This is a genomic window from Pseudomonas syringae pv. cilantro, assembly GCF_001293775.1.
Classification (GTDB): domain Bacteria; phylum Pseudomonadota; class Gammaproteobacteria; order Pseudomonadales; family Pseudomonadaceae; genus Aquipseudomonas; species Aquipseudomonas syringae_P.
Window position 1 is genome coordinate 102,179 of record NZ_LGLN01000077.1, and the last position, 20,212, is coordinate 122,390.

The 20,212-nt window shown below is 57.4% G+C and carries 20 protein-coding genes; 13 read left to right on the forward strand and 7 right to left on the reverse strand.

The features are described from left to right. Nucleotides 1–7 precede the first annotated feature (7 nt). Entirely contained in the window at nucleotides 8–469 is a 462-nt protein-coding gene (locus ABJ99_RS21115; protein ID WP_054087460.1) for a GNAT family N-acetyltransferase, read from the reverse strand. Between the two features lie 110 nt (nucleotides 470–579). Beyond that, entirely contained in the window at nucleotides 580–1,476 is an 897-nt protein-coding gene (locus tag ABJ99_RS21120; protein WP_054087461.1) for a chemotaxis protein, read from the reverse strand. 610 nt (nucleotides 1,477–2,086) lie between these two features. Here ABJ99_RS21120 and ABJ99_RS21125 point away from each other — a divergent pair. The 7 genes from ABJ99_RS21125 to ABJ99_RS21155 all read left to right on the forward strand — a co-directional run bounded on the left by ABJ99_RS21125 (nucleotide 2,087) and on the right by ABJ99_RS21155 (nucleotide 9,121). After that, on the forward strand, nucleotides 2,087–2,596 hold the full coding sequence (locus tag ABJ99_RS21125; protein WP_007248411.1) for a disulfide bond formation protein B: 510 nt from the start codon (nucleotides 2,087–2,089) through the stop codon (nucleotides 2,594–2,596). 464 nt (nucleotides 2,597–3,060) lie between these two features. Continuing rightward, the gene (gene cyoA / locus ABJ99_RS21130) at nucleotides 3,061–4,002 is read left to right on the forward strand and encodes a ubiquinol oxidase subunit II (protein WP_054087462.1); all 942 of its coding nucleotides are present in this window, start codon (nucleotides 3,061–3,063) and stop codon (nucleotides 4,000–4,002) included. Nucleotides 4,003–4,005: 3 nt separating this feature from the next. Then, nucleotides 4,006–6,018 (forward strand): cytochrome o ubiquinol oxidase subunit I, encoded by a 2,013-nt coding sequence (gene cyoB / locus ABJ99_RS21135; protein WP_007248413.1) that lies wholly within the window; start codon nucleotides 4,006–4,008, stop codon nucleotides 6,016–6,018. A 2-nt stretch (nucleotides 6,019–6,020) separates the two neighbouring features. After that, nucleotides 6,021–6,653, forward strand: a complete 633-nt coding sequence (locus ABJ99_RS21140) for a cytochrome o ubiquinol oxidase subunit III (RefSeq protein ID WP_024675373.1) — start codon at nucleotides 6,021–6,023, stop codon at nucleotides 6,651–6,653. Beyond that, on the forward strand, nucleotides 6,653–6,985 hold the full coding sequence (gene cyoD / locus ABJ99_RS21145) for a cytochrome o ubiquinol oxidase subunit IV (RefSeq protein WP_003375849.1): 333 nt from the start codon (nucleotides 6,653–6,655) through the stop codon (nucleotides 6,983–6,985). Before ABJ99_RS21140 ends, cyoD begins: the two co-directional genes overlap by 1 nt. Nucleotides 6,986–6,995: 10 nt before the next feature. Continuing rightward, on the forward strand, nucleotides 6,996–7,883 hold the full coding sequence (cyoE, locus tag ABJ99_RS21150) for a heme o synthase (RefSeq protein WP_007248415.1): 888 nt from the start codon (nucleotides 6,996–6,998) through the stop codon (nucleotides 7,881–7,883). 218 nt (nucleotides 7,884–8,101) lie between these two features. Then, nucleotides 8,102–9,121, forward strand: a complete 1,020-nt coding sequence (locus ABJ99_RS21155) for a branched-chain amino acid aminotransferase (protein ID WP_054087463.1) — start codon at nucleotides 8,102–8,104, stop codon at nucleotides 9,119–9,121. A 58-nt stretch (nucleotides 9,122–9,179) separates the two neighbouring features. Here ABJ99_RS21155 and ABJ99_RS21160 read toward each other — a convergent pair whose 3' ends face one another. From ABJ99_RS21160 to ABJ99_RS21170, 3 genes are all read right to left on the reverse strand, one after another. Beyond that, complete coding sequence (locus ABJ99_RS21160; RefSeq protein ID WP_054087464.1) at nucleotides 9,180–10,187, reverse strand: hypothetical protein; 1,008 nt, start codon at nucleotides 10,185–10,187, stop codon at nucleotides 9,180–9,182. A gap of 156 nt (nucleotides 10,188–10,343) precedes the next feature. After that, the gene (locus tag ABJ99_RS21165) at nucleotides 10,344–11,996 is read right to left on the reverse strand and encodes a methyl-accepting chemotaxis protein (protein WP_080378247.1); all 1,653 of its coding nucleotides are present in this window, start codon (nucleotides 11,994–11,996) and stop codon (nucleotides 10,344–10,346) included. Between the two features lie 107 nt (nucleotides 11,997–12,103). Then, nucleotides 12,104–12,907 carry a transporter substrate-binding domain-containing protein gene (locus ABJ99_RS21170; protein ID WP_054087465.1) on the reverse strand — a complete coding sequence of 268 codons (804 nt, stop codon included), beginning with the start codon at nucleotides 12,905–12,907 and terminating at the stop codon, nucleotides 12,104–12,106. A 142-nt stretch (nucleotides 12,908–13,049) separates the two neighbouring features. Between ABJ99_RS21170 and ABJ99_RS21175 the strand changes: the two genes are divergently transcribed. The 3 genes from ABJ99_RS21175 to sodC all read left to right on the forward strand — a co-directional run bounded on the left by ABJ99_RS21175 (nucleotide 13,050) and on the right by sodC (nucleotide 15,196). Further along, nucleotides 13,050–13,358, forward strand: coding sequence for an ArsR/SmtB family transcription factor (locus ABJ99_RS21175; RefSeq protein ID WP_080378248.1), 309 nt, complete (start codon nucleotides 13,050–13,052; stop codon nucleotides 13,356–13,358). A gap of 56 nt (nucleotides 13,359–13,414) precedes the next feature. After that, nucleotides 13,415–14,425, forward strand: coding sequence for a zinc-dependent alcohol dehydrogenase family protein (locus ABJ99_RS21180; RefSeq protein ID WP_054087466.1), 1,011 nt, complete (start codon nucleotides 13,415–13,417; stop codon nucleotides 14,423–14,425). A 246-nt stretch (nucleotides 14,426–14,671) separates the two neighbouring features. Further along, entirely contained in the window at nucleotides 14,672–15,196 is a 525-nt protein-coding gene (gene sodC, locus ABJ99_RS21185; RefSeq protein WP_007248422.1) for a superoxide dismutase family protein, read from the forward strand. 162 nt (nucleotides 15,197–15,358) lie between these two features. On the opposite strand, the gene ABJ99_RS21190 is transcribed toward sodC, so the two are convergent. Both ABJ99_RS21190 and ABJ99_RS21195 read right to left on the reverse strand, forming a co-directional pair. Then, the gene (locus ABJ99_RS21190; RefSeq protein ID WP_054087467.1) at nucleotides 15,359–16,084 is read right to left on the reverse strand and encodes a carbonic anhydrase; all 726 of its coding nucleotides are present in this window, start codon (nucleotides 16,082–16,084) and stop codon (nucleotides 15,359–15,361) included. 188 nt (nucleotides 16,085–16,272) lie between these two features. Further along, on the reverse strand, nucleotides 16,273–16,482 hold the full coding sequence (locus ABJ99_RS21195) for a hypervirulence associated TUDOR domain-containing protein (protein WP_054087468.1): 210 nt from the start codon (nucleotides 16,480–16,482) through the stop codon (nucleotides 16,273–16,275). Between the two features lie 267 nt (nucleotides 16,483–16,749). On the opposite strand from ABJ99_RS21195, the gene ABJ99_RS21200 reads away from it, so the two are divergent. The 3 genes from ABJ99_RS21200 (at nucleotide 16,750) to ABJ99_RS21210 (ending at nucleotide 20,198) form a co-directional block, all read left to right on the forward strand. Continuing rightward, entirely contained in the window at nucleotides 16,750–18,489 is a 1,740-nt protein-coding gene (locus ABJ99_RS21200) for a dipeptidase (protein ID WP_054087469.1), read from the forward strand. Nucleotides 18,490–18,596: 107 nt separating this feature from the next. Then, nucleotides 18,597–19,166: a cupin domain-containing protein gene (locus ABJ99_RS21205; RefSeq protein ID WP_054087470.1), complete on the forward strand. Its 570-nt coding sequence runs from the start codon at nucleotides 18,597–18,599 to the stop codon at nucleotides 19,164–19,166. An 81-nt stretch (nucleotides 19,167–19,247) separates the two neighbouring features. Next, nucleotides 19,248–20,198, forward strand: coding sequence for an SMP-30/gluconolactonase/LRE family protein (locus tag ABJ99_RS21210; RefSeq protein ID WP_162491527.1), 951 nt, complete (start codon nucleotides 19,248–19,250; stop codon nucleotides 20,196–20,198). Nucleotides 20,199–20,212 lie beyond the last annotated feature (14 nt).

Sequence of the window (20,212 nt, forward strand, 5' to 3'; positions counted from 1 at the left end):
GACCGCTTCAGGATGCAGGAATAGCGATGCGTTTCACGTAGGACATGCCTGATTTTTCGTAAAGGCGTCGCGCCACCAGGTTGTTTTCCATGACGTATAAATCGGCGGCTGCTTCGTGGCGGCGGGTCAGGTGGGCGAACAGATGATGCAGCAGGGCGAAGCCGACTCCAAGGTTGCGGGCATCGGGATGCACCACCAGGTCTTTGATGAATGCGCTGGTCCAGCCAGTGATCACACCGATGACTGCGCCGTTGCGCATGGCCAGGAAGCACAGCGACAGGTCGTATTCGGCATCGCGTTCGAACGCGGCCAGCCAAGTCTGATAATCCGGGACGTTGCCTGCGCCACCCAGATAACCTGACGTCAGCAAGCGGTGAGTTTCAGCCGCCCGGTCAAGGGTGAGGGGGGTAACCACGACATCAGTCGGCCAGCGCGTCTGCGGCAGCGAGTCGCCAAGATTGCGGCGCATCAGCCAGTAATGTTCGGCCGATGCATCGGTGGGTTTCGGCCGGGACGCGGGTACGGACGCTCGCGGCAGCGTCCGTACGGTCAAGACTTCTGTCGTTGAAGTGTCGTTCGTTAAAGCCCTTTGGCGACGACGGTGCGTGCGGCCTCGATCAGGCATTTGGTCAGCTCGGGTGACGAGAACTTGGTCAGCACGGCGTCGGCCCCGGCAATCTGGGACTTCTCACTGTTCATCGCGCTGTCGAGCGAAGTATGCAGCAGGATGTACAAGTCCTGGAAGTCAGGCGTGTCGCGAAGCGTCCGGGTCAGCGCGTAGCCGTCCATCTCGGACATCTCGATGTCTGAAACCACCACGTTGATCTGCCTCGCCGTGCCCTGCAAATCCAGCAGTACATCGATGGCTTCCTTGGCGCTGCGAGCGGTGTGGCATTCGATGCCCAGGTTACGCAGGGTGATGATCGACTGCTGAAGCGCGACCTGACTGTCGTCGACTACCAGAATGCGAGCCTTGCTCAGCACCTCCGCGTCTTCCTTGGCCAGCTCTGTCGACTGCACGGTAAGTCTCGCCGGGGCAATGCCGTGAATCACTTTCTCGATATCCAGCACCTGCACCAGTACGCCATCGACCTGGGTCACCCCGGTGATGAACGACTTGCTGCTGGAGCCGTAGGGTGGTGGACGAATGTCTGTGGTCAGGCAGTGCACAATCTTGCTGACCGCCTGAACGTGCAGGCCCTGTTTGGAGCGACTGACGTCGGTGACGATCAGGCAGCCGCCATCGGGGTCGGCCAGTGGACGCTCGCCAATGGCGCGGCTGAGGTCGATGACCGACAGCGAGGAACCGCGCAGTGTGGCGATCCCCTTCACGTGCGGGTGCGACTCCGGCAAATGGGTGAGGGGAGGGCAGGGAATGATCTCGCTGACCTTCAACAGGTTGATCGCCATCAGCTTGCCGCTGCGCAACGTGAAGAGGAGCAGCGAGAGAGAATCTGCTCGGACGTTCTTGGACATATTAACCTTCTGACTTTAGGTGTTTCGTCGCCTGTAGGCGGCAAACAGCTTTCGATGACAGGGTATCGACCTGCGGCGGACAGGCTTGAGGATTTTTAACGCGACGTTGTGCGCGTTGCATTCTCGGATGCGGGGCGGCGGCAGACGTTCGATGCATCCCCGGTCACTCACATGAATTGCCACAACCTGTCAGAGTGGTGGCACTGTGATTTCCTTACGGTCAAATGGTTCTGCGTGCGACAAAAGGGGTGCGGCTAATCGTCGCAGGCGGCGCAGGTGTTACGGATATGTTTGAGGCCGGATATTGACCCATGTGCAGGCTGGGTCAAAATGCCGCAGCTATATATAAAGGAAGCGCTGCGTCAAATTGACGCAGCCTTCTATATATAGAAGGATCCTGATATGGCATTTTTGCGAGATAGTCTTGTGGAGCGCAGGACCATCTGGCGGCAAAATCTGCCCGTATGGCTGCCGGGCGCTTGAGTTGCCAAGGCGGGCAGATGATCATGCCGCACGCTTGAGCGACGCAGGCCAGATGCCGCGGCCTGAGCCCTGTGAGCCCGCCCTGTAACGCCGGCGAATCACCCGACCATTTCGATAAGGCCTGTAAATGAGTGACAACACGTTGTACCTAAGACGCGAAAAGCGCTTTCTGGTTCTGCTGGGGATCATCTGTCTGTCCCTGATCGGCGGCGCCTTGTACATGCAGATCGTGCTGGGCGAGGCCCCTTGTCCGCTGTGCATCCTGCAGCGATATGCCTTGCTGTTCATCGCCATCTTCGCGTTCCTTGGCGCTGCAATGCCGGGACGTCGCAGCATCACGGCATTCGAGGCGCTGGTTACCCTGAGCGCATTGGGTGGTATCGTGGCTGCCGGGCGTCATGTCTGGATCCTGGCCAATCCGTCCGCCAGTTGCGGGATCGATACCTTGCAACCCATTGTCGACGGTCTGCCATTGGCTACACTGTTTCCTATGGGCTTTCAGGTCAGCGGATTCTGCACAACGCCATATCCGCCAGTTCTTGGATTGTCACTCGCCCAATGGGCATTGGTGGCATTCGTCCTGACGGCAGTACTGGTTCCGGCGTGCATCATTCGCAACCGCCGCAAACCTTACTAAAAACAGGGGCTTTTGAAAGAAATGCCTCGTGATTACGAGGCTTTTTTTCGACTGGATCACGTCTTTCGAGGGTGATTGTTGCAGTCTCGGATATTAACTGTTACAAAATTAGGCATAGTCATTAAAAATTTACATATCTACAATCCCCAGCACTTGTCGTCCAGCCTGGCTGAACGATCAGAATTTTGAGGCTAGGAGCGTCCCCTGTGCACTCTGAACAGGCAGCGCAACGCTTGCCTCCGAGGGCGTATAATGGCCGCGCTGAAAACGTCTGTCCTGAACTATGGGCAGTTCCAGCAACTCAAAAAACAAGAATCCATCGCTAAACCCGGATTTGTCGATATGCCGAAATGCGTACTGGCAGGCCCTTGTTCAATTCAAAAAAATTAGCCGGCACTGGCAGGGCGAAGTGTTGGCGGTCGAAACCCAACTGCACCGCGCAAGCTGCTTTTAGAGGTCGTGAAATGAGTAAAAAAAGGTACCCCAGGTTTTTTGGCTTCTTGGCCCTTTTCTGTATGCTTTTGCTCAGTGGATGCGATGGCGTACCTCTGCTCGATCCGAAAGGGCAGGTGGGTATCGAGCAGCGTAACCTGATCATCATTGCTACATTGCTGATGCTGATTGTGGTGATCCCGGTCATTCTGATGACCCTGATCTTCGCCTGGAAATATCGCGCTTCGAACAAGGCTGCCAAGTACACTCCGGACTGGTCGCACTCCACCAAGATCGAGATCGCAGTCTGGGGCGTACCCATGCTGCTGCTGGTCTTTCTGGGCTATATCACCTACGTCTCGACTCACGAGCTGGACCCTTACCGTCCGCTGGAATCCGACGTCAAGCCGGTCACCATTCAGGCGATCTCGGTCGATTGGAAGTGGGTATTCATCTACCCGGACTACGGCATTGCCACGGTCAACAAGATCGTCTTCCCGGCCAAGACCCCGATCAATTTCCAGGTCACGTCGGACAGTGTGATGAACTCGTTCTTCATCCCGGGTCTGGGTGGTCAGATCTACGCGATGGCAGGCATGCACACCAAGTTGCACCTGATTGCCAACGAGAATCACGAATTCAACGGTATTTCGGCCAACTACAGCGGCGCTGGCTTTACCGGTATGAAGTTCAAGGCTATCGCTACCAGCCAGGCAGATTTCGACGCCTGGGTCAGCGAAGTGAAGAACTCGCCTAAAAAGCTTGGCAAAGACGAGTACGCCGAACTGATCAAGCCGAGCGAACGTAACCCTGTCGAACTCTTTTCCTCGGTCACTCCGAACCTGTTCCAGATCGTCATCGACAAGTATGAGGGTATGAATCCAGGCAAGAAGCACGTCGCTGGTGAGAAGGAAGTGGCCGGTAACGCCGATGCGGAAAAAGGCAAAAATTCAGCTGCTGGGGCAGAGGAGTAAACGATGTTTGGCAAATTAAGTCTGGAAGCGGTACCGTTCCACGAGCCGATAGTCATGGTGACACTTGCCATGATCGCGCTCGGCGGTATTGCGGTTGTCGGGTTGATCACCTATTTCCGCAAGTGGACGTACTTGTGGTCTGAGTGGCTGACCTCCGTCGACCACAAGAAAATCGGTGTGATGTACATCATCGTTGCCATGGTCATGCTGCTGCGCGGCTTTGCTGACGCCATCATGATGCGTACCCAACTGGCGATGGCCCAGAACGGTTCCGAAGGTTTCCTTCCGCCTGAGCACTATGACCAGATCTTCACCGCGCACGGTGTGATCATGATCATCTTCATGGCGATGCCGTTCTTCACGGGTCTGATGAACATCGTTCTGCCTCTGCAGATCGGCGCTCGCGACGTAGCGTTCCCGTTCCTGAACTCGCTGAGCTTCTGGCTGCTGGTTGCAGGCATGCTGCTGATCAACCTGTCTCTGGGTGTCGGCGAGTTCGCCAAAACCGGCTGGGTCGCGTATCCGCCTCTTTCCGGGCTGCAATACAGTCCTGGCGTGGGGGTCGACTACTACATCTGGGCGCTACAGCTATCCGGGTTAGGTACGACGCTGACGGGGGTCAACTTCCTCGTGACCGTACTGAAGATGCGTACCCCTGGCATGAAACTGATGGACATGCCGATCTTCACCTGGACCTGCACCTGGGCAAACATCCTGATCGTGGCTTCGTTCCCGATCCTGACCGCTACCCTGGCGCTGCTGACCCTTGACCGCTACATGGACTTCCACATTTTCACGAACGAAATGGGCGGTAACCCCATGATGTACGTGAACCTGTTCTGGGCGTGGGGTCACCCTGAGGTGTACATCCTGATCCTGCCGGCCTTCGGTGTGTTCTCGGAAGTCATCTCGACGTTCTCGGGCAAGCGCCTGTTTGGCCACAAGTCGATGATCTTCGCTTCCGGCGCGATCTGTATCCTGGGCTTCATGGTCTGGCTGCACCACTTCTTCACCATGGGTGCAGGTGCCAACGTCAACGCCTTCTTCGGTCTGGCGACGATGCTCATTGCGATCCCGACGGGTGTGAAGCTGTTCAACTGGCTGTTCACCATGTATCAGGGCCGTCTGCGCTTCACCGCGCCAGTGCTCTGGACTCTCGGCTTCATGGTCACCTTCTCGATCGGCGGCATGACCGGCGTTCTGTTGGCGATCCCGGGTGCCGACTTTGTACTGCACAACAGCCTGTTCGTAATCGCTCACTTCCACAACGTCATCATCGGCGGTGCGGTATTCGGTTACATCGCCGGCTTCGCGTTCTGGTTCCCTAAAGCGTTCGGTTTCACCCTGAACGAGAAGTGGGGCAAGGCAGCGTTCTGGTTCTGGATCGTCGGTTTCTTCGTCGCATTCATGCCGCTCTACGCGCTGGGCTTCCTGGGCATGACCCGTCGCCTGAACGCAACCGACATGCCAGAGTGGAACATCTACCTGGACGTCGCGTTGTTCGGTGCCGTGCTGATTGCCATGGGTATCGCTTCGCAGCTGATCCAGTTGTTCGTCAGTATTCGTGACCGCGACAGCAACCGCGATCTGACCGGTGACCCATGGAATGGCCATACTCTGGAATGGTCCACTTCTTCGCCACCGCCGTTCTACAACTTTGCCGAGCTGCCAAAGGCTGACGACGTAGACCCGTTCACCGACGCAAAACGTGCTGGTACCGCTTATCAGGTTCCTGCTCGCTATACGTCGATCCACATGCCTAACAACACGCCTACCGGCTTGTACATGGGCCTGCTGTTGACGGTGTTCGGCTTCGCATTCATCTGGCACATCTGGTGGCTGGTTGGCGCAAGCCTGGTTGCAACCATTGCGGTCTTCGTCGCTCACGCTGTGCGTGATGATCAGGGCTACATGGTGCCGGCTGAAGAAGTAGCGCGTATTGAAGGTGAGCATCACAAGGTCCTGGCGGCCAACGGTGCATACACTCCTGTCAAGTCCTCGCTGGAACAGGTTTAAACATGTCGAATATTGCTATCAACTCCGGAGCCCACGATCACGGTCACGACCATGATCACGGGCATGACGATCACCACGACAGCGGTGGCATGACGGTTTACGGCTTCTGGCTGTACCTGATGACCGACTGCGTGCTGTTCGCCTCGTTCTTCGCGGTATACGCCGTGATGGTCAACAGTGTCGCGGGCGGCCCGTCGGGCCAGGACATTTTCCTGCTGCCGTTCGTGGCTGTGGAAACCGCGTTCCTGTTGGTCAGTAGTATCACTTATGGCTTTGCCATGCTGGCGCTGTACAAGGGCAAGAAAAGCCAGGTACTGGGCTGGCTGGCACTGACCTTCCTGTGCGGTGCTGCCTTTATCGGCATGGAAATCTATGAGTTCCATCACCTGATCGAAGAGGGCTTCGGCCCTAGCCGTAGCGGCTTCCTGTCGGCGTTCTTTGCACTGGTCGGCCTGCACGGCGTCCACGTGACAAGCGGCCTGATCTGGATGGCGATCATGATGTTCCAGGTCCAGAAAAAGGGCCTGACCAACACCAACAAGACGCGCCTGAGCTGCCTGAGCCTGTTCTGGCACTTCCTGGACGTTGTCTGGATCGGCGTGTTCACCGTTGTCTATCTGATGGGAGCTTTGTAATGTCAAATTCGCATCACTCCGCTGAAGACAATAGTCACGGCTCCGTAAAGTCTTACATCATCGGCTTCGTACTGTCGGTCATTCTGACCGCCATTCCGTTTGCCCTGGTGATGTCGCCTATGCTGCCGAAAGATATGACGATTGCGATCGTTCTGGTCTTCGCGATCATCCAGATCCTGGTGCACTTGCATTACTTCCTGCACCTGGACTTCACGAGCGTGCAGCGCAACAACGTGATGGCCTTCGCCTTTACCACGATGGTTATCGTTCTGCTGGTCGGCCTGTCGCTGTGGATCATTTTCAGCGTCCACCGCGAAATGATGGCGCATTGAGGAATACCAGATGTCACTGAAGCACTTTATCCAAATCACCAAGCCGGGGATCATTTTCGGTAACGTGCTTTCGGTGGCAGGTGGCTTTTTTCTGGCTTCCAAGGGGAATATCGACTTCGGCGTGTTTCTGGCCGCAATCATCGGTACTTCCCTGGTCGTTGCGTCGGGTTGTGTGTTCAATAACTGCATCGATCGCGATATCGATCAGCGAATGGAAAGGACCCGTAACCGGGTTCTGGTGCAGGGCCTGGTCTCGTTGAGGCTGGCCCTGTTCTACGCAACCATTCTGGGTGTTGCAGGCGTTGCCTTGCTGTACACCGAGGCCAATCCACTGGCTGCATTGTTTGCAGTGATCGGGTTCGTTATCTACGTCGGCTTCTACAGCCTGTACCTGAAACGCAGATCCGTTCACGGCACGCTGGTCGGTAGTCTGTCGGGGGCCATGCCTCCGGTCATTGGCTACTGCGCAGTGAGCAACAGTTTCGATTTTGCGGCCCTGACGCTGCTGGTGATGTTCAGCCTGTGGCAGATGCCCCATTCGTATGCCATCGCGATTTTCCGTTTCAACGACTACAGTGCGGCCAAGATCCCGGTTCTGCCGGTCAAACGCGGCATTCTGGTCACCAAACGCCACATCCTGCTCTACATCCTGGCCTTCCTCGTGGCGACCCTGATGTTGACGGTAGGCGGTTACGCGGGCCTGAATTATCTCGCTGTCGCGGCGGGCATGGGCATGTACTGGCTGTACATGGCCTGGAAAGGCTACAAGGCCGTCGACGATACGGTCTGGGCTCGCAAGCTGTTCGTGTTCTCCATCTTCACCATCACCGCATTGAGCGTGATGATGTCGGTGGACTTTCAGGTGACCAAAGAGCTGCTGGTAACCTACGCGTTCTGACCGCACCTGAGTTGAAACACCCAAACCCCGTTCCGCAAGGAACGGGGTTTTTTTATTATCGCGCTGCCAACCGGGCATAACAGAAGTCTGCCGGTGGGCCTGCTTCAGAAACGCCATGTCAGTTTGCAATTATTTCAAGCCTCAGGCTCCGAATGATCTGGCAGAATAAGGCATTGGCCTGACTCGTCCAGGCAGTCGCTAAAATGATAGAGGGCGTTATGAGTCAAGAAAGCATCAACTGGGACACTCTGGGTTTCGACTACATCAAGACCGACAAGCGCTACCGCTCTCACTGGCGCGACGGTGCCTGGGATCAGGGAGCGCTGACCGAAGACAACACGCTGCACATCAGCGAGGGGTCAACCGCGTTGCATTACGGTCAACAGTGCTTCGAGGGCCTGAAAGCCTATCGCTGCAAAGATGGCTCGATCAACCTGTTCCGTCCTGATCAGAACGCTCTGCGCATGCAGCGCAGCTGTTCTCGCCTGTTGATGCCGCATGTGCCCACTGATGTGTTCATTGATGCCTGCAAGCAGGTCGTCAAGGCCAACGAACGCTTCATCCCGCCGTATGGCTCCGGCGGCGCGCTGTATCTGCGTCCGTTCGTGATCGGTGTCGGCGACAATATCGGCGTGCGGACCGCGCCCGAGTTTATCTTCTCGATCTTCTGCATTCCGGTCGGTGCCTATTTCAAAGGCGGCCTGAAGCCGAACAACTTCGTGATTTCCGGTTATGACCGTGCTGCGCCAAACGGCACGGGCGCTGCCAAAGTCGGTGGCAACTACGCTGCCAGCCTGATGCCGGGGTCAGAGGCCAAGAAACACAGCTTCGCGGATTGCATCTACCTTGATCCGCAAACCCATTCGAAGATTGAGGAAGTGGGGTCAGCCAACTTCTTCGCCATCACTAATGACGATGTGTTCCTGACGCCCAAGTCGCCCTCCGTGCTGCCGGGCATCACACGCCTGTCGTTGATCGAGCTGGCAAAATCCCGTCTGGGCCTGAGGGTCGAAGAGGGCGATGTGTTCATCGACCAGCTCGACACGTTCAAGGAAGCGGGTGCTTGCGGCACTGCGGCCGTGATTACCCCTATTGGCGGGATTTCCTACAAGGACAACCTGCATGTGTTCTATAGCCAGACCGAAGTCGGCCCGGTGACTCAGCGCCTGTACAAGGAACTGACAGGTGTCCAGGCGGGTGACATTGAGCCGCCAGCCGGGTGGATCGTCAAGGTCTGACCGGCTGAGCACCTGACGAGAAGTATCGCTCGTGCCAGTGCTCGCACTGGCACGCCGCTCAGGACGCAGGCGCCGACGCTTCCTGAACCGGCTCTTTCGCTGGCCCCAGCACAATTGCCAGATGCCGCAAGTCGTCGACTTCCAGGCTGTAGCTCTTGCCCGACGGGCTTTGAGTGAGGGTGCCCAGTGCATAAACAGTGAAAAACTTTACCGCGTCTGCGTGGCTCAACAGTTCGCTGATGTAACGGCTGGAACGATAAGCCTGCATGTGCGCAGGTGACACGTAGAGCGTCACCAGCTTGCCTTCCAGGCGGTCGAAGAACTTGAATTTGAATCCAGGCCCGTAACGCTGCTCGACCAGTCCTCCGCCATACAGGACGCGGCCGTTTTCACCCGGTTTGGCGTATTTCATGTGGCGAAAATACGAGCGCAGGGAAACTTCGCCCTGGCCGGGAACCTTGAGTTTCAGCAGTTTGAAATCTTCCAGTGACAGTTCGGCTTTGGCCTGGCGATAGCTGTCCACCAGCCGCTCGAGATTGTTGGTACGCGTCTCGCTGTAACGGGGTGACTTCGGTGCAGCAGGTTCTGTAGGCGGATCGGCGACGGGCGGACTTTGCTCGGTCGCGCCAGCCTTCTCCAGGCCGGACGCATCTTTGGCAGGCTGCTTGCTTGCTGGCTGCTTAAGGGTCGGGTCGAAAACGTCGATGTAGTCATCCAGCTTGCGTTTGGCCTTGCGCAAGCGCGTCTGGACGTCGGTATCCTCAATCGGGTCCTCAACCTCGTCCTCTGCGTCAGCATCCACCCACTCACAGCCCGGATGGTGATCGTAGTGCGGATTGGCACGAAAATGCGCGGCGACGAAGGTCGGGTTGTCCTGTGGCTTCACGTCATAGCGTACCCCGGTCACCTTGGCCCCCAGCGCCCGGCAGGCTTTGTTCGAGCAGAGAAATTCGAATCGCGCGCGGGGTGGCTCCTGGGAGAAGTATTCGCGTCGGGCAGCAGCGATCGATAGCTCCTGCTGCAATTCAACGCAAAATGCGCGGGTGATGGGCTTGCTGGGCTTCATGCGAATCGTCCGTGTTCATCCAGGACAACACGCTATTTCAGGCGCAAAGCGCTTGCAACAAATATGTGGAATGCGCTGAAAAATGGCGGGCAGGGCGGGACCCATTCATTACCCGGCTGTACCCCTTGCGCTGTTACACAAGGGGTAAGAATGGCATCAGGACAGGCGGAAACGTCCCACGATGTTGTTCAGGTCCAGCGCCAGCGTCGACAGCTCACGGCTTGCGCTGGCGGTCTGTTGTGCGCCCGATGAAGACTGTGCCGAGAGGTCGCGGATGTTCATGAGGTTGCGGTCCACTTCGCGAGCGACGTGGGCCTGCTGCTGGGCAGCGCTGGCGATTACCAGATTCAGATCGTTGATCTCGCTCACCGCAGCGCTGATGACGGTCAGCGATTCATTGGCGCCTTCGGCAATGCCAAGCGTTTCGCTGGCCAGCTCGGTATTGCCGCGCATGGAGCCTACGGCGCGTTCAGTGCCGTTCTGGATGTTGGTCACCAGACGTTCAATTTCGCTGGTCGATTGCTGAGTGCGATGAGCCAGCGCACGAACTTCATCCGCCACGACCGCAAACCCGCGCCCGGCCTCGCCCGCGCGAGCAGCTTCGATCGCGGCGTTAAGCGCCAGCAGATTGGTCTGCTCGGCAAGGCCCCGGATGACATCCAGCACCTTGCCGATGTCGCGCGACTGGCCGGCCAGTTCGCCGATCAGGGTCGCGGTTTTCTGCACATCTGTGCTCATGATGTTGATTGAAGTCACGGTCTTTTTGACCAGCCCCAGACCGTCTTGCGCGGCGCTGGTCGCATTGCTCGACGAGCGCGCTGTGTGCTCGGCATTGCGCGCCACTTCTTCCACTGCGCTGGTCATTTCATTGACCGCAGTGGCGGCCTGATCGATCTCGTTGTTCTGACGCTGGATACCCTGCACACCGTCTTCAGTGATGGCAGTCATCTCTTCGGCAGCGGCGGCCAGCTGGGTCGCAGAGTTTGAAATCTGTTGCAGGGTGTCGCGCAGCTGGGTCTGCATCGCGAACACGGCAGCCGCGACGCTGGAGGTGTCATTGGCGCTGATAGTGATCGGGCTGCTCAAGTCTCCGCGGGCGATAGTGCGGGTGAGCGTTGCGACGTTGCCAGGCTCACCACCAATCGCCGAAAGGATGCTGCGTATGGTCATGAGGGTCACGATCACGCCCAGTATTGTGATCGCCAGGGTAGCACCGATGGACAGGTTGGTGGCTTTGGTGGCGCTGGATTCCTGATCGGCGAAACGCTCGCCTGCGTGCTGCTTGCCTTGCTCGCGCAGCGTTTGCAGGGTCTTGAACACCTGCTCGGCGAAGGGTTTGACCTCGGTCCGGTTGATAGTGGTCGCAGCGGCGATATCACCCGTCTGGATCACATTGGTCTGGTGCCGCATGCCGTCACGCAACTTTAGGTAGTCGCGCTGCAACTGTTGGGTCAGGTTCACATCAAGGGTTTCTGCGGTGTTCTTGCTCAGTTGAACGGTCAACTCGTCGAGTTTGGCGAAAGCAGCCTCGTTTTCGTTCTTCCAGCCCGCCGTCTGTTCCGGGTTACCGATGGCGATCATGCGCAAAATATTGATGTCCACCCGAGTGAGCGCACCGTCGATATTGTTAACCGCCTCAGTGGCCAGAAAATCCTTGCTGTAGAGCGCATCGACATTTTCAGTGGATGTCTTGAGCGTGTGGATCATGAACACCGATAGCGCGATAAACGCAGCAATGATGGCGAATGTAGACGCCATCAATCGCTGTTTTACGGTCAGGCTGTCAGCAGGCGTTTGAGTCTGGGTCATCGGGATTTCCCTATGAAAGCTATCAAGGGCCTCGTCATTTGCACCGAGGAACAAGTAACTATCGGCGTCGAAAATCCTGACTTGAGGTGATGGCTAAATAATATCCGTCAGGGCGTGACGGGTACCGCCAGCCATTCGCTCAGCGCCTGTTGATACTCGCCGGTGGCTTTGCTCAGGTGCAACCACTGGTCGACATAGGCTTTCCAGGCGACATCGTCACGCGGCAACAGATAGGCTTTTTCACCATATTGCATGTAGCGGGTCGGATTCACGGCGCACAGACCCGGCATGCGCTTCTGTTGATAAAGCGCTTCGGAGGCGTCGGTGATCATCACGTCAGCTTTCTTGTCCAGCAACTCCTGAAAGATGGTTTTGTTGTCGTGAAAGGCCAGCGACGCCTTCGGCAGATGGGCGCGAGCGAACGCCTCGTTAGTGCCGCCGGCAGGCTCGATCAGGCGCACGGAAGGCTGATTGAGTTGTTCGACGGTCTGGTATAACGCCTGATCCTCGCAACGTACCAGCGGGATTTTGCCGTCGATATCCAGCGTGTTGCTGAAGAAGGCTTTCTTCTGCCGCTCCAGGCTGACCGAAATACCGCCCATGGCGATGTCGCATTTTCCGGCGACCATGTCCGGCATCAGGCTCTTCCAGGTTGTTGGCACCCACTGCACGGTGACGCCCAGGCTTTTTGCCAGTGAACGGGCGAGGGTGATGTCGATGCCCTCGTATTCGCCGTCTTCGCGTAACAGGGTGTAAGGCTTGTAATCGCCCGTGGTGCAGACCGTCAACTGGCCCGTCTGAATAATCTTGTCCAGGTGCGAGTCTGATTCCTGAGCCTGAGCCTGAGCCTGAGCCATAGCTGCTATGCCCGACAACAGGATGGTCAGTGCGCTGTATTTCAGATTGATCATGGGGCGTGTGCTCGCGACTGTGCGTTTGATTGTATAAATGTGACAGAGTGCTTTATTTGGCATGCCGATGTGAAGCAGCAATCAAATGCTGTGCTCTCTGTTTTTTTCAAATCAAGGGTTGAACATTTCGTAAAAAAGCGTAATGTTATGCCCCATGATTCTTGAGCAAATCAAAGCGGTCGGCAATGACACTCGCATGTTGATCATGGAGTGGCTGAAAGACCCGCAAGCCCATTTTCCTCCCCAGGACCACGGTGATCCGGCGATAGGCGTGTGCGTGTCGCACATTCAGGCCAAGGCCAACCTGTCGGCGTCCACGGCGTCTGCGCATCTGGCTATCCTGCAACGTGCCGGGCTGGTTCAGGCCACGCGGATTGGCAAATGGACTTACTTCCGCCGCGACGAACTGGCCATCGACCGGTTTGCCGATCGGCTCAAGAAAGAACTTTAAGTTTTGTTTATACATTTCGTCATTTTGCTTAATGTTGAATTGATAGGAGATTGACCATGAGTAACACCACTATCTACGTGCAGGCCGGCGGCGGCTACGATCAGGTCAGCGTTGGCGACAGCGAAGTGCTGGCACCCAAAGCCGGTGAAATCACCGTGCGTCTGCACGCCAACTCGCTCAACTATCATGACTTCGCCGTCGTCACCGGCATGTGGGCGCCGACTGAAAAGCGTATTCCCATGGCCGATGGTGCGGGTGTGGTCACAGCGGTAGGCGAGGGCGTCAGCGAGTTCAAGGTTGGCGATTCGGTCGTCAGCACGTTCTTCCCGGAGTGGATCAGCGGCGAGCCGCTGGTTGAAGGGTTTGTCACAGTGCCGGGCGACGGCGTCGACGGCTACGCTCGCGAGCAGGTCACAGCCCGTGCCACCTCATTCACTCGCGCGCCGTTGGGCTACAGCCATGCTGAAGCGTCCACGCTGACCACTGCCGGGCTCACCGCCTGGCGTGCGCTGATGGTCGATGATTCGCTGAAAGCCGGTGATACCGTACTGGTGCAAGGCACTGGCGGCGTGTCGATCTTCGCCTTGCAGTTCGCCAAAATGGTTGGTGCAACGGTGATCGCGACGTCTTCCAGCGATGAAAAACTGGAGCGTTTGCAGGCCATGGGCGCCGACCACCTGATCAACTACCGCAAGGACAGCAACTGGGGCGAGACGGCCCGCAAGCTGACCGGTGGGCGCGGTGTAGACCACATTATCGACGTCGGCGGGCCATCGACTCTGCAGCACTCGATGAACGCTGCGCGAGTGGGCGGCCACATTTCGGTCATCGGCATTCTGAGCGGTGTTGCCGGTCAGCTGGAATTCGTTCCGGCGTTGGTCAAACAACTGCGCATGCAGGGCGTGCTGGTCGGCAGCCGCAGCCAGCAACAGGACATGATCCGCGCCATCGATGCCAATGGCATGCGTCCGGTCATGGACCGTTCGTTCCCGCTGACCGAGATCGTCGAAGCGTTCAAGTATCAGGAGACCAACCAGCATTTCGGCAAGATCTGCCTGGACATCTGATCCTCCGCTCTGCGCAGACTTTGATGCGCAGGCCCTTACCGCCGGGAGGTCGAGAGGCACGTCGACCTCCCGGCGGTGACGTTTTGCATCAATTCCTCCGGCGACCCATTCGCATTTTTTTGCATCAAACTCCGCCTGCCTGTGGTCATATCTTCTGTGACATCACGGACGTTGCGCGGCATGTTCAGGCACGCTGCTCAAGGCGACGTCCAATCTGATTACCAGACCAGGGACGCATTGAAACCTATGAAAACTCATCTATGGCTGGGCCTGCTTGGCGCTTTTTCCCTCAGTGCTCAAGCGGCATCGCTGGACGTTCCGATCAACATGGTCAGTGCCGACGGCGCGCCCAAACCCATCGGCAGCGTGACGGTCAGCGAAACCGACTACGGTTTGCTGTTCACCCCGAAACTTACCGGTCTGCCTGCGGGCATCCACGGTTTTCACGTGCATGAAAACGCTAGCTGCGAGGCGGGCACCAAAGACGGCGCCAAGGTAGCAGCGCTGGCAGCAGGCGGGCACTTTGACCCGGCCAAGACCGGCAAGCACCTAGGCCCTTATGCTGACGGTCATCTCGGTGACCTGCCTGCGCTGTACGTGACAGCCGACGGCAAAGCGGATTACCCGGTACTGGCGCCGCGCTTGAAGAAATTGTCTGAAATCAAAGGTCACGCGTTGATGGTCCACGCAGGCGGCGACAACCATGCCGATATGCCCAAACCATTGGGCGGTGGCGGAGATCGGGCTGCTTGTGGTGTGATCGAGGGGTGATTGTGTGCCTTGTGCCTGTGCCTGATGGGGCGCAGGCACGCCATGAACAGTTCTCTGCTCAAGGCCAGGCTGAACCGCAAACAGTGCAGCGCGAAAGGTCTGTCATGCGCAACGTTCAGCGCAGTCCGTGCGCTGAATGATGTGCGTTAAAACCCGCGTGGCTCAGACGTCGAAGAAATCGACCTTGCCATTTTCCAGGCTGTAGTAAGCGCCAACTACCTTGACCTTGCCATCCTTGATCGGATTCATCAGGGTCGGCTCGGACGCCGTGCGCAAGCGTGCAACGGTGCGCTGAACGTTGGCCTTGACCGAGTCTTCCAGCAGGCTTGCACCTTTTCTGGCCTTGGCAGTCAACACCGCAGGCAGGATAGGTTCGATCATCTGGCCTATCGCGCCCGGATAAACCGTGCTGTCTTCGACCACCGATACGGCAGCGGCCACTGCGCCGCACTTCTCGTGACCCATCACCACCACCAGCGGCACACCCAACTGGCTGACACCGTATTCAATCGAGCCCAGTGCTGCGGTATCCACAGTGTTGCCCGCGTTGCGCACGATGAACAGTTCACCCAGGCCACGGCCAAACAACAGTTCCGGCGGTACGCGTGAGTCCGAGCAGGAGATCAGAATGCAGAACGGCGTCTGACCTTTGGCAATCTCCAGACGCCGGTCACGGTCACTCTCGACCTTGATGACCTTGATGACCTTGTCCGTCATGAACGCGTCGTTACCATCACGCAGCGCTTTTAGCGCCTGGTCGGCGGTCATGACGGTGCGCGGAGAGGTCGGCGCAGCCTGGGCCATGGACGGGAATTCCATCAGCGCTGCGGCCACGGGAAGACAACACGCACACTGAAGAACTTTGCGGCGGGACAGGGACGAATTCATAAGAAGCCTCGGGCTTGTTAACTGTCAAAGAGCGATTGGTGGATCCCGCCCAGGTTGCGCGGGACGCGGGACCTGTCCACTTCATACAGCCACTGGAATTTCATTTCCAATTGTATTTATTTCGATACGTGTCGCTGATGCCGAAACGACCAGCCCGCTCGACGTGCCTGACCACGCACACTGCACCGTCAGGCAGGTTTGAGCGTGTCTTCGTGATGCAAAGCCGAGTGGCCGGTCTTGTCGCTTTTCACCTCAAACTGCGGCGCATCTTTCGAGGCTGGCCGGTGCTTACCCATGAATTCCACATCCTTGACGTGCACTTTAGTGATCCTGCCCTGTATTTCACCCGCTTCTGAATTCCAGCGCACAGCGTCGCCAACCTTGAATGAAGTGCTCATGGGCTTTCCTCTCACGGTAATTTTTCTGGCGTTTTGCCAGTCACTAGTGGGAGTCGGCGGCGGCGGGGGAATTCCGTTGGTGTGGATAGATGACTGCGCTACTTCTCGGCGCAACAGGGTCAGTTGAATGCGTAAACAAGAGGAAACACACCGCCCGCCATATTTCAACCTGGGGTTCCCGCATCATTGTGTCGTGGTGTAACGTTGAAAGCTTTCTGATCGAGCGATCAGGATTTTCAGAACTTTCGCCACGGAATGCCCACGACAATGAACTTTGCCCTTAAAAAACTGGCTGCTGCGACGCTGATGCTGGCCAGTCTTTCAACGTTTGCCAGCGCTGCACACGCCAACATCACCGAGCAACAGAGCGCGGCCATTCTGAAGACGTCCAGTGATGCATCGCTGACTGATTTCAGGCAGTTTCTGTCAGGCCTGAGTAAAAGCGATGTCGCCAGGAGCGCCAATCTGGAACCGGCCATCAGTGCCTTTCTCGCTAACGGTAAACTGTCCGAAACGCAGCAGAACGATGTCTATCGTTTGCTCGGTATTTACACGCGTTTGAAATACGGCAGTGCGGCCACCGAAACCCTGCGCGAGCTGGTGGCGATTCCCACCGTTCGGGTCGACGGCGTTGCGCAGCATGAAAACCCGGCATTCATCAAGATAGCCGACACGATCAAGCGCCTTGCCGAAAGCTTCAACCTGAAGTTTCGCAACGTCGATAACCGTGTCTACGAAATCTCGCTCGATGGCGCCGGTGATGAGGTCGTAGGCATTCATGTTCATGCTGATGTAGTGCCGGTCACGCCGGAAAACTGGGTGCTGCCGGACGGTACGAAGCTGGACCCGTTCAACGTCACGCTGATCGGTGATCGCATGTACGGGCGCGGTACCGAGGATGACAAGAATGGCATCGTGGTGTCGTTGTATGCCATGAAAGTGATCAAGGAAGAGAAGCTGCCGCTGGCCAGAAACTTCAAGTTGTTGATCGACACGACTGAAGAAACAACTGGCGATGCCATCCCTTATTACTTCGAACGCAATCCGACGCCTAATTACAACCTGGCGCTGGATGGCAGCTATCCGGTGGTCATTGCCGAAAAAGGCTACGGCACGGTCATGGCCGGGTTTACCCGCAGAACGGCGCAAGGCGAGGGCGCGGAAGTGACCTCGGTGACCGGCGGCATGGCCACTAACCAGATTCCGTCGAAGTCGGTCGCCACATGGGTGACGGACAAGCCCGCGGAGCTTGCAGCCAGCCTGCAACAGGCGGGCGCTGATTACATCAAGCGCAACGGCGGCAACTTCGAGGTGGCCGCGAAGGTCGAGGGCAAAGACGTCAAGCTGACGATTACCGGTGTATCCGCGCACTCCTCCGACCCCGAGTCCGGCGTTAATCCGGTTGCACGGATGCTGGATTTCATCAACAGCCTGGAAGGCAACGTTGCGCTCAAGCACAACCACATCACGGACGCTGCGCGATATGCGGCTGACAATTGGGGGCTGGATTATCTGGGAAACAAGCTGGGCATCGGTTTCTCCGATGAGTTCATGGGCCCGCTGACCGCTTCTCTGACCTATGTTGCGATGGATGAAAAGGTTTTCAAACTGGCCGTCAACCTGCGTGTGCCCAAGGGCAAGTCTGCGGACGTGCTCAAGGCAGAAATCGCCGACAAGCTTGCCGCCTGGAGCAAGAAAACCGATATCAAGCCTGCGTTCGATTATTCGATTGCCAAGCCGATGTATCGCAACCCGGAGGGTGAATGGGTCAAGACACTGCTGGCCGTCGCCAGCGAGAATCTGGGGATGGAACATAAGTTCGGTACGTCTGCCGGTGCGACATCGGTCCATGATTTGCCAAACGGTGTGCAATTCGGCCTGGCCAGGCCCGACGTCAAGTACACCGGCCACACGGACAGCGAGTTCAAGACCACCGGGCAATTCCTGCTGGACCTGCAAATAGTGACCGAAATGATGAGCCGTCTCGGTCAGTTGCCGAAGCTGTAATGCGATGCCAGGGCCTTGTCTCGCGGCGGGCCCTTTTCTCTGAAACATTCGAACCACGAAGAAACCGACGCTTTACTACTCGGTTTCGTATGCATAAGGATTTACCTGTGAAAACGCTCTTCACCCTCGCGCTGGCCAGTCTTGTCGCCTGCACGGCAAGCAGCGCCATTGCCGCAGTCACCGCCGTGCCAGGCAATTCATCGGACAGCACCACCAGCAATGGCAAGCTTCAGCCGCCTGTCAAATACGCCACCGTATGGGCGGACGAAAAGGGCGCGACTCATGTCGATCATTGCCGGATCGAGGGGCTTGAATTCAAAAGCTATGCGCCGCCGGCCGAGCCGCAATGGATTGGTGTATCGCCCGATGAGGTCGAGAGCATTGCCTACGCCGTTCTGCCGCCAGGTTACGTCGGCAGTTGGCATCACGCCCCCGGCCCGCAGTGGGTCATCACCCTGCAGGGTCAATGGTCGGTGGAAACGACCGATGGCACGGTGCTGGTTCAGGGGCCGGGCGAGATGCAGTTCAACGCCGACAGCACCGCCAAAGCGCGTCCTGATGACGATCGGGTCGGGCATCTGAGCCGCACCGTGGGTGATCAGCCCAACGTGCAGTTGATCGTGAAACTCAAGCCTGAAGCTGCTGCCAAACGTACTCGTGGCGCTTGCGCGTATTGATATCAGGACATCTGTATGAATCGAGTCTTTGGTCGACCAGGCAAAAAAACGTTCGCCCTGCTGCTGAGTAGCGTCTTTCTCATGGCCAACGCAGCGCTGGCGTCAGACCCGGCGTCGCCGATATCGGTGGTGGATAACCATGCCCGGTTTGCCAGGCTGATCGCACCCGGTGCGAAAGCGCAGGTACTGACCGCCGATGCACAGTGGGCGGAAGGCCCGCTCTGTCTCGCTGAAGGACGACTGATCTGGAGCGATGTAAAGGCCAACAAGGTCATGAGCTGGAAAGAGGGTGAGGGTGTTACCCCCTGGCTCGACCCTGCCCATTATCAGAATGGACGTGCACGGGATGCCGAAGGGCGCGTCATTGCCGCTTCCCATGGCGAACGGGCGATTGTGCGTCAGGAGGCAGACGGTCAGTGGCGCACGCTGGTCGACACGTATCAGGGCAAGCGCCTGAACAGTCCGAACGATGTTGTCGTCGATGACAGCGGCAACATCTGGTTCAGTGATCCGACCTTCGGCGTGCTGAACAAGGCGGAAAGTTACGGAGGCAAGCCAGAGCAGGGCGGTGAGTATCTTTATCGCTATGACCCGAAGCGTGACGAACTGACCAGGCTCGAGACGCCCGGGCTTCATTCTCCGAATGGCCTGGCCTTTTCGCCCGATCAGCGTCTGTTATACGTCGCCGATTCGCAACTGGCCCATGATTTCAAGAACCCCAAGCTGGCGCATCGCATCATGGTCTATCAGGTGAATAATGGCGTGTTGAGCAACGGGCGGACGTTTGTCGAGGTTTCGCCGGGCATCGCAGACGGCGTTAAGGTCGATGAGCAGGGTAATGTCTGGAGCAGCAGCAAAGAGGGCATTCAGGTGTTTTCTGCCAAGGGCGAGCTGTTGGGCAAACTGCTGATTGCTGCGAAAGACACCGGCAACCTCGCCTTCTGTTCGACAGGTTCGCAGTCGTGGGTGTACATCACGGCGGCGACCAAGGTGCTGAGGATACCCGCACTGGTCAAAGGCGCCCGGCCCTGATTACGGCATGCGGG